The sequence below is a fragment of the uncultured Polaribacter sp. genome (genome assembly GCF_947501385.1).
Lineage (GTDB): Bacteria > Bacteroidota > Bacteroidia > Flavobacteriales > Flavobacteriaceae > Polaribacter.
In genome coordinates this window covers 365935-381930 of sequence record NZ_CANMVP010000001.1, presented here as the reverse complement: position 1 = coordinate 381930, position 15996 = coordinate 365935, and the positions used below count along the sequence as shown (strand labels likewise).

Here is a 15996-nt window from a genome sequence, read left to right as displayed (position 1 = left end):
AAAAGCCTGCTAAAGTAGTAATTTCTTTAAAAACTTCGCGGTATAACTTTTTTTATGTTTGGCAACTTCTTCTGGAGTTCCCGTACATAAAATAGTACCTCCTTTTTTTCCACCTTCCATACCAACATCAATCACATAATCTGCTAGCTTTACCACATCTAAATTATGCTCTATAATAAGTACTGTGTTTCCTTTGTTAGCCAATTCGTTTAAAACCTCCATGAGTACTCTAATATCTTCAAAATGAAGTCCTGTGGTAGGTTCGTCTAAAATATAAAAAGTATTTCCGGTGTCTCTTTTAGACAATTCTGCAGCTAATTTTATTCTTTGCGCTTCACCACCAGAAAGTGTGGTAGATTGTTGGCCAAGCGTAATGTATCCTAAACCAACATCTTTAATGGTTTTTAATTTCCTATGAATTTTAGGAATTTTAATAAAGAAGTCTGTGGCATCTTCAATGGTCATGTTTAGAACATCAGAAATCGATTTTCCTTTGTATCTAATCTCTAAGGTTTCTCTATTAAAACGTTTTCCTTGGCAAGTTTCGCACTCTACTTGTACGTCTGGTAAAAAGTTCATTTCTATCACACGAACGCCACCACCTTGACAAGTTTCACAACGCCCACCTTTTACATTAAAAGAAAAACGACCAGGTTTATAACCCCGAATGGCAGCTTCTGCAGTTTTTGCAAACAAGCTTCTAATTTCATCAAAGGTTTTTGTGTAGGTTGCTGGGTTAGAACGTGGTGTTCTACCAATAGGAGATTGATCGATATCAATTACCTTATCTACATGCTCTAAACCTTCAATTTTTTTGTAGGGCATTGGTTTTTTAACCCCTCTATAAATATGAGCATTTAAAATAGGATATAACGTTTCATTAATTAAAGTTGATTTTCCACTTCCAGAAACACCTGTCACACAAATCATTTTTCCTAAAGGAAATGCTACAGAAACATTTTTTAAATTGTTTCCACTTGCTCCTTTCAATTTGATGGTTTTTCCGTTTCCTTCTCTTCTTTTGGTTGGAACTTCAATTTTCTTTTTTCCTGTTATATAATCCGCAGTTAGTGTGCGCTGTTTTTTTAATTCAGCAAAAGTTCCTGCGGAAACTATTTCTCCACCATGTTTTCCGGCACCAGGACCAATATCAAAAACAAAATCTGCTTTTTCAATCATATCTTGATCGTGTTCTACCACTAAAACAGAGTTTCCAATATCTCTTAATTTTATTAATGAATCGATTAGTTTTTCGTTATCTCTTTGATGCAAACCAATACTAGGTTCATCTAGAATATATAAGACACCCACTAATTGTGAACCAATTTGTGTGGCCAAACGAATTCTTTGCGCTTCACCACCAGAAAGTGATTTAGAAGTTCTGTCTAAGGTTAAATAATCTAAACCTACATCTAGTAAAAACTGAATTCTAATGCTGATTTCTTTTAATATTTCTGATGCAATTAGTAGTTGTTTTTCAGACAAATCTTTTTCAATAGTTGCAAACCAAGAAGCCAATTCTGTAATGTCCATTTGCACTAAATCACTGATATTTTTATCAGTAATTTTAAAATGAAGTGCTTCTTTTTTTAAACGTTTCCCGTTGCAAGTAGCACACGTAACTTCATCCATAAAACCTTTTGCCCAACGTTTTATAGAAGTGCTTTCTGCATTGTTGTATTGATTGTTGATAAAAGCAACAATACCTTCAAAGTCAATTTTATAATTTCTTCGAACTCCAACAACTTTAGATTCTATTTCAAAAGATTCATTACCACCATTTAAAATAATGTCTAATGCTTCTTTTGGAATGTCTTTGATGGCATCTGTTAATTTAAACTTATATCGTTCAGCAATATTCTGAATTTGTTTAAAAATCCAACTGCTTTTTTGTTCTCCTAAAGGAACAATTCCACCGCTTTTTATAGAAATAGTATTGTCTGGAATTACTTTTTTAAGGTTGATTTCATTGGTGATACCTAATCCGTTGCAAGCATTACAAGCGCCTTTAGGTGAATTGAAAGAAAATGTGTTTGGTTCAGGATTTGGATAGGCAATTCCTGTGGTTGGACACATCAATTCTCTACTAAAATATCTAGGATTGTTGTCATCAACATCAATCACCATCATGATGTTATTACCAGAATACAAAGCTGTTTTTATGGTTTCGTCTAAACGTTTTTCTACAGAGTTATTTATGGCCAATCGATCTATAACAACCTCAATATCGTGCATTTTGTAGCGGTCTAATTTCATGCCTTTTTCAATTTCTTGAATTTTTCCATCCACACGAACGCGTAAGAAGCCCTGTTTAGAAATTTGCTCGAAAAGTTCTCTATAATGTCCTTTTCTAGATTTAATTAAAGGTGCTAAAACGGCTATTTTTTTATTGTCAAAATCTTTTAAAATAAGTTGTTTTATTTGCTCATCTGAATAACTCACCATCTTTTGATTGGTGTTGTAAGAATAGGCATCTGCTGCTCTTGCAAATAATAAACGCAGAAAATCGTAAATCTCTGTAATGGTACCTACGGTAGAACGCGGACTTTTATTGGTTGTTTTTTGTTCAATAGAAATTACTGGCGAAAGCCCATCAATTTTATCAACATCGGGTCTTTCTAAGCCGCCAAGAAATTGTCTAGCATAGGCAGAAAAGGTTTCAATATAACGTCTTTGTCCTTCTGCATAGATCGTATCAAAAGCCAAAGAAGACTTCCCGCTTCCGCTTAAACCAGTGATTACTACTAGTTTTTCTCGGGGAATTTTAACATCTATATTTTTTAAATTATGAACTCTTGCTCCGTAAACTTCTATAAATTCTTGGTCTTTCAAAGGTGTTTATTTTATCAAAAAATGCAAAGTTAATCAATACTAATTTAATTTAAGGAGGTTTATAGTAACGTTTCACAATGTTTTTTTAACTGTATTCTCTCTAAAACGAGCAGTAAATTCTTATTGAAAAAACAGCATAAAATAGTATCTTGCCATATATTTTAATAAGAATGATAGACAGTATTAGACATTTTTTTGAAAGAAATGGTTTTGGAGTTTTCTCTAGGTTGGCAGACAGACTAGGTATGAGAGCTTTAAATGTGCGTTTGTTTTTTATTTATGTGACTTTTTTTACTGCTGGTTTGTCATTTGGTTTGTATTTAACAATGGCTTTTGTATTAAAATTAAAAGATATGGTGTACACTAAAAGAAGTTCGGTTTTTGATTTGTAGTGTATGATAATTATAGCATCTAAAATAAAAAAAATTGCACTATTGGTGGTTTCAATCATAGCGACTGGAACTATTGGGTATATGGGGCTTTCTAACTACAATTTTGTAGATGCTTTGTATATGACAGTAATTACGGTTACAACTGTCGGGTTTGGTGAACTTCGGCCTTTTTCTCCAGAAGAGAAGATTTTTACAATATTTTTAATTTTAACGAGTATTACTATTTTTGGATATGCAATTTCAGCATTTTCAGAGTATTTGGTAAGCGGTAAATTATTTGAACATTTTAAACTAAGAAAAGTGAAAAAACAAATAGGACATTTAAAAGGACATACTATTGTTTGTGGCTTTGGTAGAAATGGAAAACAGGCGATTTTAAAATTAGTGAATTATAATGTGAAATTTGTAGTTGTTGAAAAGGATAAAGAAATGATTGAGGTTATAGACGCTGAAGGATTTTTAAATATCCAAGGAGATGCAACCTTAGATGAAACATTATTAAATGCAGGTATTATAGAAGCAGATAATTTAATTACAGCCTTACCTTCAGACGCAGATAATTTATTTGTTGTATTAACTGCAAGTCAACTGAATCCAAATTGTAGGATTATAAGTAGGGCATCAAATGAATCTTCCTATAGCAAATTAAAAATTGCGGGTGCAGACAATGTAATTATGCCAGACAAATTGGGTGGAAACCACATGGCGGCTTTAGTAACTACACCAGACGTAATAGAGTTTGTAGATCGATTAACTATAGAAGGAGAAACAACGGCCAATTTAGAGGAAATTGCAGTAGACGGTTTGCCAAAAAAATATTTAAACAAAACAATTTTAGATTTAGATTTAAGAAGACAAACAGGCTGTACCGTTATTGGCTATCGAAACCCCAAAAAAGAATACATTATAAATCCTGAAGCAGATATTAAACTCATTGAAGGTTCACATCTAATTGTGTTAGGAAGACCAGAACAAATTATAATGTTAAGAGAATTATTTTAGAACACTGTCATTCCTGCCTTTCGGCTATCGCTCAAGATAAACTCAGGCAGGAATCTCAAATTAAATATGCAAATGGTAAAAGTTGTAGTGACAGGAAGTAACGGATTGTTAGGTCAATCTTTATTGAAGTTATTGTTAAAAGAACATACGAAATACCAAGTTTTTGGTTTTTCTAAAGGAGAAAACAGAAGTGGAAGAAAAGATTTTAAATACATTTCTATTGACATTACTGACGAAGTTTTATTGAAGAATCAAATTAAGGAAATTCAACCAGACTTTATTATAAACACAGCTGCAATGACAAACGTCGATGCCTGTGAAAATAACAAAGTTGCCTGTGATACTTTAAATATTGAAGTTGTAAAATGGCTAGCAGAAGTTTCCAAATACATTGATGCGCACGTGATTCATATTTCTACCGATTTTATTTTTGATGGTAAAAAAGGAAACTACAAAGAAACAGACGCTCCAAATCCATTGAGCCATTATGGTGTCTCTAAATTAAAATCGGAAGAAGTTCTCATAAATTCAAAGATTGATTTTACCATTTTAAGAACCATTTTAGTCTACGGACAAGTGTTTGATATGAGCAGAAGTAATATTGTACTTTGGGTAAAGAAAATGTTGGAAGATCAAAAAGAAATTACCATAGTGGATGATCAATTTAGAGCGCCAACCTATGTAGAAGATTTAGCCATGGCTTGTAAAATTTCTATGGATAAAAAAGCGACTGGAATTTTTAATATATCTTCAAAAGAATTGTTAAGCGTTTATGAAATTGCGCAGCAAATTGCAGTTGCTTTTAGTTTAGACAAAAGTTTCATAAAACCAATTTCAACAGCAACCTTAAACCAGACGGCTCCAAGACCTGCTAAAACTGGTTTTGATTTGACAAAGACAAATAAAGAACTGCAGTTTTATCCAAAATCATTTCAAGAAGATTTGCAGATATTTAAAGAAACCCTATCCTAAAACATAGTTTTATCAAACAAAACTTGTTAAAGGAGCATTTTTTTATGATATTGCGACCTACTAATTAAAAAAATAATCAATTATATTATGAATAAAAAACTGCTTTCGTTGCTATTTTTAGCAATACCATTTTTGACATTTGCGCAAGAGAAAGGATTAGATGAACAGATAGATGAAGCTTTTGGAAATGCAACAGGTTGGTTTGTTGATATAATTTTTTATCAAATTCCTTTTTCAGATACCGTTAGTATTTATTGGGTGTTGTTTCCACTTATTTTAGGAGCATTGTACTTTACATTTTATTTTAACTTTATCAATTTTAGAGGTTTTTTTACATCTATAAATATTGTAAGAGGTAAATATGATGAATTAGAAGGTAGAGAAGATCATAAGGTAGAAATAGAAAAATCAAAATTTACAGATGAAGAGGATAACCCAGATACCATTAGAGTAGAAGGGCATGAAGGAGAAGTATCACACTTTCAAGCATTAACAGCGGCTTTATCTGCAACCGTAGGTTTAGGAAACATTGCAGGTGTTGCAATTGCGGTTTCTATTGGTGGTGCAGGAGCTACATTTTGGATGATCGTTGCTGGTTTCTTAGGAATGGCATCTAAGTTTGTAGAATGTACGTTGGGTGTTAAATATAGAGATATTGAAGCTGACGGAACTGTGTATGGAGGTCCAATGTATTATTTAACAAAAGGATTAAAATCAAAACCCTTAGGAAAAGTTTTAGCAGTATTATTTGCAATTTTTGTTATTGGAGGTTCTTTTGGTGGAGGAAATATGTTTCAAGTAAATCAAGCTTTTCAATTGGTAGAAAATATTACAACTCCAATGGGTGGCGTTTCTTTTTTACATGGCAAAGGATGGTTATTTGGTTTAATAATGGCGGTTCTTGTTGGAATTGTAATTATTGGAGGAATTAAAAAAATAGCAAAAGTAACAGATAAGATTGTTCCTTTTATGGTCGCAATTTATGTGGCGGCTTCATTGTTTGTAATTTTTGCAAACTACGCTATGATTGGCGATGCATTTGCACAAATCTTTAATGGCGCATTTAGCCCAGAAGGAATTGCAGGTGGTGCCGTGGGTGTTTTAGTACAAGGGTTTAGAAGAGCTGCTTTCTCAAACGAAGCAGGTATTGGTTCTGCATCTATAGCGCATTCAGCAGTAAAAACAAAATATGCAGCAAGTGAAGGAATGGTTGCTTTATTAGAGCCTTTTATTGATACGGTTGTGGTTTGTACAATGACGGCTTTGGTATTAATTATTACTGGAAATGTAGCAGCTGAAAACGCATCTTTAAATGATGCACAAGCAATTTTATTAACTTCAGGCGCATTCGAATCAGCAATCTCATGGTTTCCATATGTATTAACTATTGCAGTTGTATTATTTGCTTTTAGTTCTATGATTTCTTGGTCTTATTACGGTTTTCAAGGATGGGCTTATTTATTTGGGAGATCTAAAAAAATGGAATATACCTATAAAATTATTTTCTGTATTTTCGTAGTAATCGGTGCAGCAGCTAGTTTAGGTTCTGTGATTGGTTTCTCAGATGCCATGGTTTTTGCAATGATGGTACCAAACATGGTGGGTCTAGTGCTATTAGCACCTAAAGTGAAAGAAGAATTGGTAAAATACAAGAATGCCATAAAAGCAGCAAAGGCTTCAAAGGCGTAAATCTTTATTATGAACATATTTAAATCCCATTTCTGGTACCATAAAAGCCAAAGAAATGGGGTTTTTCTATTGGCCATACTCATCTTCATTTTACAGGTTATTATTGTCTTTGTTGATTTCTCTCCAAAGGAAAAGGTCGCAGCAAATTCAGCCGAAACCATCGCTTTTTATAAACAGATCGATAGTTTAAAAAAAATTGAGATAGCGAATAGAAGACCAAAAATATTTCCTTTCAATCCTAATTACATTACAGACTACAAAGGAGCACAATTAGGAATGTCTTTAAATGAAATAGACAGGTTATTCACCTTTAGAAAAACAGGAAAGTTTGTCAATTCTAAAGACGAATTTCAACAAGTGACAAAAATTTCAGATAGCTTACTAGATAAGATTTCTCCTTATTTTAAATTTCCAGATTGGATTGTAAAACAGCATGATAATAAATATGTCTCTTCGACCAGAATCGAGAAGTTCTATAAAAGTAAACCAAAACATACAATATCTACAACAGATATTAATAAAGCTACAACAGAAGATTTAAAAGCTATTTACGGAATAGGAGAAAAACTTTCGGAAAGAATTATCAAGTATCGTTCTAAATTACAGGGTTTTTCATTTGAAAATCAAATTTTTGAAGTTTGGGGTTTAGAAAAAGAAACCGCAAAAAAAGTAATAGCGACCTTTAAAATTTTAGAAAAACCAATAATTAAAAAAGACAATATCAATACCATAACCTTCAAAGAACTCTTGAAAAATCCATATATAGATTATGAATTATGTAAGAAAATTTTTGAATATAGAGATGAAGTTGCAGAACTTCAAAATATATCAGAATTAAAAAATATCAAGAGTTTTCCTTTAGACAAGTATGATAGAATAGTCTTATATTTGGTGGCTGAATAAACAACTCAAATTCGAACCCAGATATGAACAGTATGTATTTTACTGAAGAGCATGAATCTTTTCGTGCAAGTTTTAAAGATTTTTTACAGAAAGAAGTAGTTCCTTATATAGATAAATGGGAAAAAACAGGAACCATTGAACGCTTTATTTGGAAGAAGTTTGGTGAAATGGGATATTTTGGTCTTTGCACACCAGAAGCATACGGTGGTTTAGATTTAGATCTTTTTTATACGGTTATTTTCTTAGAAGAAATGCAAAAAATAAATTCTGGCGGATTCGCAGCAGCTATGTGGGCACATGAATTTTTGGCGATGACGCATTTAAACAAAGAAGCAAGCGAAGCGACCAAACAAAAATACCTAGTACCAAGTGTAGAAGGAGATAAAATTGGTTGTTTGTGTATTACAGAACCTTTTGGTGGAAGTGATGTTGCAGGCATGCGATCTACTGCTATAAAAAAAGGAGACAAATACATTTTAAATGGCTCTAAAACTTTTATTACAAACGGAATCTATTCAGATTATTTAATCGTTGCCGCAAAAACAGACCCTTCAGATAAATACAAGGGAATTAGTATTCTTATTGTCGATAGAGATACTCCAGGAATTTCAGCAACCAAGTTAGATAAACTAGGTTGGCGAGCTTCAGACACAGGAGAAATTGCGTTTGATAATGTAGAAATTCCAGCAGAAAATTTAATGGGAGAAGAAGGAAAAGGTTTCCCTTACATTATGCAACATTTTGCTTTAGAACGTCTAATTATGGGTGTGAATGCCCATGCAAGAGCAGAATTTGCAGTAGACTATGCAATCGACTACATGCAAGAAAGAGTTGCGTTTGGTAAATCTTTAGACAAATTTCAAGCACTAAGACATAAAGTGGCAGAAATGGCTAGTAAAGTAGACATGTGTAAAGAATATAACTATTCAATTACCAAAAGATTAGACCAAGGAGATTACGTTGTAAAAGAAGCAAGTATGTCTAAATTATTATCTACAAAAATGGCAGACGAAGTTATTTATGACGCACTTCAATTATTAGGAGGCTATGGTTATATGGAAGAATATCCGATGGCACGTTTACTAAGAGATAGTAGATTGGGACCTATTGGAGGTGGAACTTCTGAAATCTTAAAAGAGATTATTGCAAAAATGATCATAGACGGTAAGGAATATAAACCCGCCACATAGTTTTTTGATTGTTATTTTTGCAAAAATCATTTCCGATTATTGCAAAAATGATCATAGACGGTAAGGAATATAAACCCGCCACATAGTTTTTTGATTGTTATTTTTGCAAAAATCATTTCCAATTATTGCAAAAATGATCATAGACGGTAAGGAATATAAACCCGCCACATAGTTTTTAGTTTCAAAGTTCAAGTTTGAAATTCAGAGAATTTTCATTTTGGCTAACAAACCACAAACCACTAATTACAAAATAAATTAATTTCGCAATTGTTATTTCATAATTTGTAATTACATTTGCAGTCCAAAAAATAAACCAATAGTTTATAGAGCTATTCAAAATATAAAGATACTATGAAGGGAGGTGCCAACTTATGTTAATTATACCTATCAAAGAAGGAGAGAATATCGATAGAGCTTTAAAACGTTACAAGCGAAAGTTTGATCGTACAAAGACTATGAAAAACTTGCGTAACAGAAAAAACTTTACAAAGCCTTCTGTAGCGAAAAGAGCTCAAAGAATTAAAGCGTCTTACGTTCAAAGATTAAGAACACAGGAAGAAGTAGGTTAATGAAACTCAATTTTTACAAGTCTGAAAGACGCAGTAAAAATGGTAAGTTGAATTAATTCCGCTGAAAAGCGGAATCTCGTCAATAGATACCTTTCAAATCATAAAACTCGTAACATTTAGATGTTGCGAGTTTTTTTATGCGCTAAATTCACTAAATTTGAATTAAGAAAGTATAAAAAATGCTCATAAATTCCTTTTTAGAATACCTCTCTTTAGAAAAACAATATTCTAAGCATACCATTACTGCCTATAAAACGGATCTAATTGCATTTAAAGATTTTTGTGAAACAGAATATGATGCACAAGACTTAACAGAAATAAATTATGCCCAAGTAAGAAGTTGGATGGTTTGTTTGGTAAATTCAAATATCTCCAATAATAGTATCAATAGAAAAGTAAGTTCGCTAAAGTCATTTTATAAATTTCTTCAGAAGACAGCGCAAATAGAGAGCAATCCACTTGCAAAACATAGAGCACTTAAAGTAGCTAAGAGGGTGCAAGTTCCTTTTACAGCAAAAGAAATTAATTCTGTAATTAAAAATATAGACCAGCAGAAAGATTTTGATTCCATAAGAAATAAATTATTAGTAGAATTATTGTATTCAACAGGAATTAGAAGAGCTGAATTAATTCATATTAAAAATAGTGATGTAGATCTTTCCGATAGAACCATTAAAGTTTTAGGAAAAAGAAATAAAGAGCGACTTGTACCTATACTTACTTCGGTTCTAGAGACTTTAACAGCATATTTAAACTTAAAAATAGAAAAAAAAATTACTTCAGAATTTCTTTTAATTACTTCAAAAGGAAATAAACTATATGAAACACTTGTCTACAGAATTATAAATTCTTACTTTAGTCAAGTCTCTTCAAAAGTAAAAAAGAGTCCTCATATATTAAGACATTCTTTTGCAACACATCTTTTAAATGAGGGGGCAGATTTAAATTCGGTTAAAGAACTGCTAGGGCACTCTTCTTTAGCTTCTACACAAGTCTATACGCACAATAGCCTTGATGCAATTAAAAAAGTGTATAACCAAGCTCACCCTAGAAGCAATAAAAAAGAATAATTCATGAAAGTATTTACACAATCAGTAAATTTTAATGCAGATAGTCAATTAATGAAATTTACAGAAACGAAGGTTTCAACGCTAACAAAGTTCCACGATAAAATAGTAGATGCAGAAGTATTCTTAAAAGTTCAGAATACTAGCGACAAAGAAAATAAAATAACAGAAATAAAAATTAACATTCCTGGTAGTGAATTAATTGTAAAAAGAGAAACAAAAACCTTTGAAGAAGGCATTAATGCTGCGGTAGATAATCTAAAAAGACAACTAAAAAGATCTAAAGAAAAGCATAGAGATTCTTTGATTTCATAAAAAGAGAAAAAAAAGAGAAATAATATTATAAAAAAGTTTTAGAATATAAAAAAACTTTATACATTTGCAATCCGTTAGAAATAGCGGATTGTTTTTTTATAAAACAGCCGATGTAGCTCAGCTGGCTAGAGCAGCTGATTTGTAATCAGCAGGTCGTGGGTTCGAGTCCCTCCATCGGCTCAAAAAAGTAAAAATCGCATCAAGAATTGATTGATATAATAAATAATCAATTGGGACGAGAAGCCTGCCTGTCGGCAGACAGGTTTATCTTGAGCGAAGTCGAAAGGAGTCCCTCCATCGGCTCTAAAAAACAGAATAAGTTCATTAAAATAGTAAATTAAAGGGGAGATACTCAAGCGGCCAACGAGGACGGACTGTAACTCCGTTGACTACGTCTTCGCAGGTTCGAATCCTGCTCTCCCCACAATTTACATTTTGCGAAAGTAGCTCAGTTGGTAGAGCGTCAGCCTTCCAAGCTGAATGTCGCCGGTTCGAACCCGGTCTTTCGCTCAAAAAAAAAGTCCAATTAAGCCGGTGTAGCTCAGTTGGTAGAGCGCATCCTTGGTAGGGATGAGGTCGTGGGTTCAAATCCCATCGCTGGCTCAATTAAATACGTATTATTAGACACTAAATATATTTAAACTAAGAATTAAAATTAATAATTATGGCAAAAGGAACTTTTGACCGTTCGAAACCACACTTAAACATTGGTACTATCGGACACGTAGATCACGGTAAGACTACTTTAACTGCGGCTATTACTAAAGTATTAGCCGATGCTGGTTTTTCAGAAGCAAAATCTTTCGATCAGATTGATAACGCTCCAGAAGAAAAAGAAAGAGGTATTACAATTAATACTTCTCACGTAGAATATGCAACTGCAAACCGTCATTACGCTCACGTTGACTGTCCAGGTCACGCGGATTACGTAAAGAACATGGTAACAGGTGCTGCTCAAATGGACGGTGCAATTTTAGTTGTTGCTGCTACAGATGGACCAATGCCACAAACTCGTGAGCACATCCTTTTAGGACGCCAAGTTGGTATTCCTCGTATGGTTGTTTTCATGAACAAAGTGGATATGGTTGATGATGAAGAATTAATCGAATTGGTAGACATGGAAGTAAGAGAATTACTTTCTTTCTATGAATATGATGGAGATAATGGTCCCGTAATTGCTGGTTCTGCTTTAGGAGCATTAAATGGTGAACAGAAATGGGTTGATTCTGTTTTAGAATTAATGGAAGCTGTTGATGTATGGATCGAAGAGCCATTAAGAGAAATTGATAAAGATTTCTTAATGCCTGTTGAAGATGTGTTTTCAATTACAGGTCGTGGTACAGTAGCAACTGGACGAATCGAAACTGGAATTGCTAATACAGGAGATGTTGTTGATATTATTGGTATGGGTGCAGAGAAAATGACATCTACTATTACGGGTATCGAAATGTTCCGTCAAATTTTAGATAGAGGTGAAGCTGGAGATAATGCAGGTATCTTATTAAGAGGTATTGCAAAAGAAGATATCAAAAGAGGAATGGTAATCTGTAAACCAGGTTCTGTAACTCCACATGCTAAATTCAAAGCAGAGGTTTATGTTTTGAAGAAAGAAGAAGGTGGTCGTCACACTCCATTTCATAACAACTATCGTCCACAGTTCTATGTGAGAACTACAGATGTAACAGGTACTATCAATTTGCCTTCAGGTGTTGAGATGGTAATGCCAGGAGATAACTTAACAATTACTGTAGACTTAATTCAAGCAATTGCATTAAATGTAGGTTTACGTTTCGCTATCCGTGAAGGTGGTAGAACAGTAGGTGCAGGTCAGGTAACTGAATTATTAGACTAACATTAAATTAGTTTTTTAATTGATACATATAAAAGGTATCACGCTTATAGCGTGATGCCTTTATCAATGAATAAGAAACGGGCGTAGTTCAGCGGTAGAGCACTGGTCTCCAAAACCAGCTGTCGGGAGTTCGAATCTCTCCGCCCGTGCAAAAAATAAAATGTGAGTTTTTTTATCTGATGCAAAAGTTGAAGATAATTTTAAGCTACATAAAAATAAAAGTAAGATGAACTTTATACAATATATCAAAGATTCTTTTGATGAGTTAAGTAACCACATGACGTGGATCTCGAAGGAAGATGCTCAAAAAACAACTGTAACTGTAGCGGTATTTACAATTTTGTTTGCATTGGCAGTTGCTGGTATAGACTATGTTTTTCAAACTGGATTAGATAACTTTTTCGAAATGTTTAAATCTAATTAATAATGGCAGCTGATTCAGTAATGAAATGGTATGTTGTTAGAGCCATTGGAGGACAAGAAAATAAAGTGAAAGCTTATATAGAAACAGAAATTTCTAGAGTAGGTTTATCTGATTATGTAAGTCAGGTAATCGTTCCAACTGAGAAAGTTATTCAGATTAGAAACGGAAAGAAAGTAAACAGAGAAAAAGTTTATTTTCCTGGTTATATTATGGTAGAGGCAAATCTTTCAGGAGAAGTACCTCACGTAATAAAAGCCATTACAGGTGTTATTGGTTTTTTAGGAGAAACAAAAGGTGGTGAACCCGTTCCTATGAGAAAAGCTGAAGTAAACAGAATGTTAGGTAAGGTAGATGAATTGTCTATTCAAGATGAAAACGTTGCCATACCATTTAACATTGGTGAAACTGTAAAAGTTGTAGACGGTCCTTTTAATGGATTTGACGGAACAATAGAAAAAGTAAACGAAGAAAAGCGTAAACTTGAAGTAATGGTGAAAATATTCGGAAGAAAAACACCATTAGAGTTAAGTTATATGCAAGTAGAAAAGATATAATTGTTACACAAATATATACCGATCTGTTTTGATGCTTCCAAAATTAAAACAAATCATTAAACATTTTTAAAATGGCAAAAGAAGTTAGTAAAGTAGTTAAGTTACAAGTAAGGGGAGGCGCAGCGAATCCATCGCCGCCGGTTGGACCCGCTTTAGGTGCTGCTGGTGTTAACATTATGGAGTTCTGTAAACAGTTTAATGCAAGAACGCAAGACAAACAAGGTAAAGTTTTACCTGTTGTTATTACTGTTTTCAAAGACAAATCATTCGATTTCGTCGTAAAAACTCCTCCTGCAGCAGTCCAGTTACTAGAAGCGGCCAAAATTAAAAAAGGTTCAGGAGAACCTAACAGGAAAAAAGTAGCATCCGTTACTTGGGATCAGATTAAAGTAATTGCAGAAGATAAGATGGTAGATTTAAATGCCTTTGAAATTTCTTCAGCAATGCGTATGATTGCAGGTACAGCACGTTCTATGGGTTTAACAGTAAAAGGTAATGCACCAGCATAAACTTTATAAAAAGTAGTAAAATGGCAAAATTAACAAAAAAGCAAAAAGAAGCACACGCAAAGTTAGATAGCTCTAAATCTTATGATTTAGCAGCTGCTTCAGCGCTAGTCAAAGACATTACTAATGTAAAGTTCGATGCATCTGTAGATATGGCAATACGTTTAGGAGTAGATCCACGTAAAGCGAATCAAATGGTGAGAGGTGTAGTAACATTACCTCATGGAACTGGTAAAGACGTAAAAGTTTTAGCATTAGTAACTCCAGATAAAGAAGCAGAAGCTACAGCAGCAGGTGCAGATTATGTTGGATTAGATGAATACCTTCAGAAAATTAAAGGAGGTTGGACAGATGTAGATGTAATTATTACCATGCCTAGTGTAATGGGAAAATTAGGTCCTTTAGGAAGAGTTTTAGGTCCTAGAGGTTTAATGCCAAACCCAAAGACGGGTACGGTAACAATGGATGTTGCAAAAGCCGTTCAAGATGTGAAAGCTGGTAAAATTGACTTTAAAGTTGATAAGACTGGTATTATTCATGCTGCAGTTGGAAAAGTATCTTTTGATGCGAAGAAGATTGAGGAAAATGCAAACGAATTATTACAAACAATAATGAAATTGAAACCAACAACTGCTAAAGGTACTTATGTAAAGAGTGTTTTTATGTCTAGTACGATGAGTCCTAGTGTAGCCGTTGAGTTTAAATCTGTTTAATACGTTAAAACTTATAATTATGACTAGAGAAGAGAAATCACAAGTAATACAAGATTTAACAGCAACATTAGCAGATACTAATACATTATATTTAGCAGATATATCTGGATTAGATGCAGGAACTACATCAATCTTACGTAGAGCTTGTTTTAAAGCAGGTGTTCAGTTATCAGTTGTAAAGAATACATTACTTGCAAAAGCAATGGAAGCTTCAGATAAAGATTTTGGAGACTTACCAACAGTATTAAAAGGAAATACTTCGATGATGATTTCAGAAGCAGCAAATGCTCCTGCAAAATTAATCAAAGAGTTCAGAAGAAAATCTAAAGATAGACCTTTATTAAAAGGGGCTTTTGCAGAAGAGTCTATTTATATTGGTGATGATCAATTAGATGCTTTAGTAGATATTAAATCTAGAGAAGAACTTATTGGTGAAATCATTGGATTATTACAGTCTCCTGCTAAAAATGTTATTTCGGCATTACAATCAGGTGGACAAACACTTTCAGGTATTATTAAGACATTATCTGAAAAATAAGCACGCGCACAAATAAACTATAATAAACAAAATTTTTAAAAACAAGTAAAATGGCAGATTTAAAAGATTTCGCAGAACAATTAGTTAACTTAACAGTAAAAGAAGTTAATGAATTAGCAACTATCTTAAAAGATGAATACGGTATTGAGCCAGCAGCAGCAGCAGTAGCAGTAGCGGGACCAGCAGCAGGAGGTGATGACGCAGCAGATGAGCAAACTGAATTTGATGTTATCTTAACAGCAGCAGGTGGTTCTAAATTAGCAGTTGTAAAATTAGTTAAAGAATTAACTGGTTTAGGATTGAAAGAAGCTAAAGGTATTGTAGATAGCGTACCAGCAGCAGTAAAAGAAGGTGTAACTAAAGATGAGGCTGAAGGTCTTAAAGCATCTTTAGAAGAAGCTGGAGCTGAGGTAGAGCTTAAGTAAGCTTTTACTCCCGAGTTTGAATCATCAAAACGGGAAAACAAATTTAGGTTTAG

The 15996-nt window shown here is 33.4% G+C and carries 17 protein-coding genes and 5 tRNA genes; 21 read left to right on the top strand and 1 reads right to left on the bottom strand.

The genetic code is table 11. From position 1 onward, the window contains the following. Positions 1 to 9: 9 nt before the first annotated feature. Positions 10 to 2832, bottom strand: coding sequence for an excinuclease ABC subunit UvrA (gene uvrA / locus Q0998_RS01325; RefSeq protein WP_299665116.1), 2823 nt, complete (start codon positions 2830 to 2832; stop codon positions 10 to 12). A gap of 170 nt (positions 2833 to 3002) precedes the next feature. Here uvrA and Q0998_RS01320 point away from each other — a divergent pair, with 170 nt between their 5' ends. The 21 genes from Q0998_RS01320 (at position 3003) to rplL (ending at position 15943) form a co-directional block, all read left to right on the top strand. Next, on the top strand, positions 3003 to 3224 hold the full coding sequence (locus Q0998_RS01320) for a PspC domain-containing protein (RefSeq protein WP_299665113.1): 222 nt from the start codon (positions 3003 to 3005) through the stop codon (positions 3222 to 3224). 3 nt (positions 3225 to 3227) lie between these two features. Continuing rightward, positions 3228 to 4226 carry a TrkA family potassium uptake protein gene (locus tag Q0998_RS01315; RefSeq protein WP_299665110.1) on the top strand — a complete coding sequence of 333 codons (999 nt, stop codon included), beginning with the start codon at positions 3228 to 3230 and terminating at the stop codon, positions 4224 to 4226. Between the two features lie 72 nt (positions 4227 to 4298). Next, on the top strand, positions 4299 to 5198 hold the full coding sequence (locus Q0998_RS01310; RefSeq protein WP_299665107.1) for an SDR family oxidoreductase: 900 nt from the start codon (positions 4299 to 4301) through the stop codon (positions 5196 to 5198). 87 nt (positions 5199 to 5285) lie between these two features. Further along, complete coding sequence (locus Q0998_RS01305; protein ID WP_299665105.1) at positions 5286 to 6887, top strand: sodium:alanine symporter family protein; 1602 nt, start codon at positions 5286 to 5288, stop codon at positions 6885 to 6887. A 9-nt stretch (positions 6888 to 6896) separates the two neighbouring features. After that, positions 6897 to 7790, top strand: a complete 894-nt coding sequence (locus Q0998_RS01300) for a helix-hairpin-helix domain-containing protein (protein ID WP_299665102.1) — start codon at positions 6897 to 6899, stop codon at positions 7788 to 7790. Between the two features lie 23 nt (positions 7791 to 7813). Next, positions 7814 to 8980: an acyl-CoA dehydrogenase family protein gene (locus tag Q0998_RS01295; RefSeq protein ID WP_299665099.1), complete on the top strand. Its 1167-nt coding sequence runs from the start codon at positions 7814 to 7816 to the stop codon at positions 8978 to 8980. Between the two features lie 371 nt (positions 8981 to 9351). Further along, positions 9352 to 9549, top strand: coding sequence for a 30S ribosomal protein S21 (rpsU, locus tag Q0998_RS01290; protein ID WP_026777225.1), 198 nt, complete (start codon positions 9352 to 9354; stop codon positions 9547 to 9549). Positions 9550 to 9728: 179 nt separating this feature from the next. Next, positions 9729 to 10619, top strand: coding sequence for a tyrosine-type recombinase/integrase (locus Q0998_RS01285; RefSeq protein WP_299665095.1), 891 nt, complete (start codon positions 9729 to 9731; stop codon positions 10617 to 10619). Positions 10620 to 10622: 3 nt separating this feature from the next. Next, on the top strand, positions 10623 to 10931 hold the full coding sequence (gene raiA, locus Q0998_RS01280) for a ribosome-associated translation inhibitor RaiA (protein WP_299665093.1): 309 nt from the start codon (positions 10623 to 10625) through the stop codon (positions 10929 to 10931). Positions 10932 to 11037: 106 nt separating this feature from the next. Beyond that, positions 11038 to 11111 (top strand) — tRNA-Thr (locus tag Q0998_RS01275). Between the two features lie 162 nt (positions 11112 to 11273). Continuing rightward, positions 11274 to 11355, top strand: a tRNA-Tyr gene (locus Q0998_RS01270). 13 nt (positions 11356 to 11368) lie between these two features. Beyond that, positions 11369 to 11441: transfer RNA gene (locus tag Q0998_RS01265), tRNA-Gly, on the top strand. Between the two features lie 20 nt (positions 11442 to 11461). Beyond that, positions 11462 to 11534 (top strand) — tRNA-Thr (locus Q0998_RS01260). A 61-nt stretch (positions 11535 to 11595) separates the two neighbouring features. After that, a complete protein-coding gene (tuf, locus tag Q0998_RS01255; RefSeq protein WP_299665091.1) occupies positions 11596 to 12783 on the top strand; it encodes an elongation factor Tu in 1188 nt (395 codons plus the stop codon). 77 nt (positions 12784 to 12860) lie between these two features. Next, positions 12861 to 12932, top strand: a tRNA-Trp gene (locus Q0998_RS01250). 77 nt (positions 12933 to 13009) lie between these two features. Further along, positions 13010 to 13207: a preprotein translocase subunit SecE gene (gene secE, locus Q0998_RS01245; RefSeq protein ID WP_299665089.1), complete on the top strand. Its 198-nt coding sequence runs from the start codon at positions 13010 to 13012 to the stop codon at positions 13205 to 13207. Between the two features lie 2 nt (positions 13208 to 13209). Beyond that, a complete protein-coding gene (nusG, locus tag Q0998_RS01240; RefSeq protein WP_299665086.1) occupies positions 13210 to 13761 on the top strand; it encodes a transcription termination/antitermination protein NusG in 552 nt (183 codons plus the stop codon). 71 nt (positions 13762 to 13832) lie between these two features. Next, entirely contained in the window at positions 13833 to 14270 is a 438-nt protein-coding gene (gene rplK, locus Q0998_RS01235; RefSeq protein WP_065318950.1) for a 50S ribosomal protein L11, read from the top strand. A gap of 20 nt (positions 14271 to 14290) precedes the next feature. After that, positions 14291 to 14980 carry a 50S ribosomal protein L1 gene (rplA, locus tag Q0998_RS01230; RefSeq protein WP_299665075.1) on the top strand — a complete coding sequence of 230 codons (690 nt, stop codon included), beginning with the start codon at positions 14291 to 14293 and terminating at the stop codon, positions 14978 to 14980. Positions 14981 to 14999: 19 nt separating this feature from the next. After that, entirely contained in the window at positions 15000 to 15518 is a 519-nt protein-coding gene (gene rplJ, locus Q0998_RS01225) for a 50S ribosomal protein L10 (protein ID WP_299665072.1), read from the top strand. Positions 15519 to 15568: 50 nt separating this feature from the next. Continuing rightward, the gene (gene rplL / locus Q0998_RS01220; protein ID WP_299665069.1) at positions 15569 to 15943 is read left to right on the top strand and encodes a 50S ribosomal protein L7/L12; all 375 of its coding nucleotides are present in this window, start codon (positions 15569 to 15571) and stop codon (positions 15941 to 15943) included. The last annotated feature ends 53 nt before the right edge of the window (positions 15944 to 15996 follow it).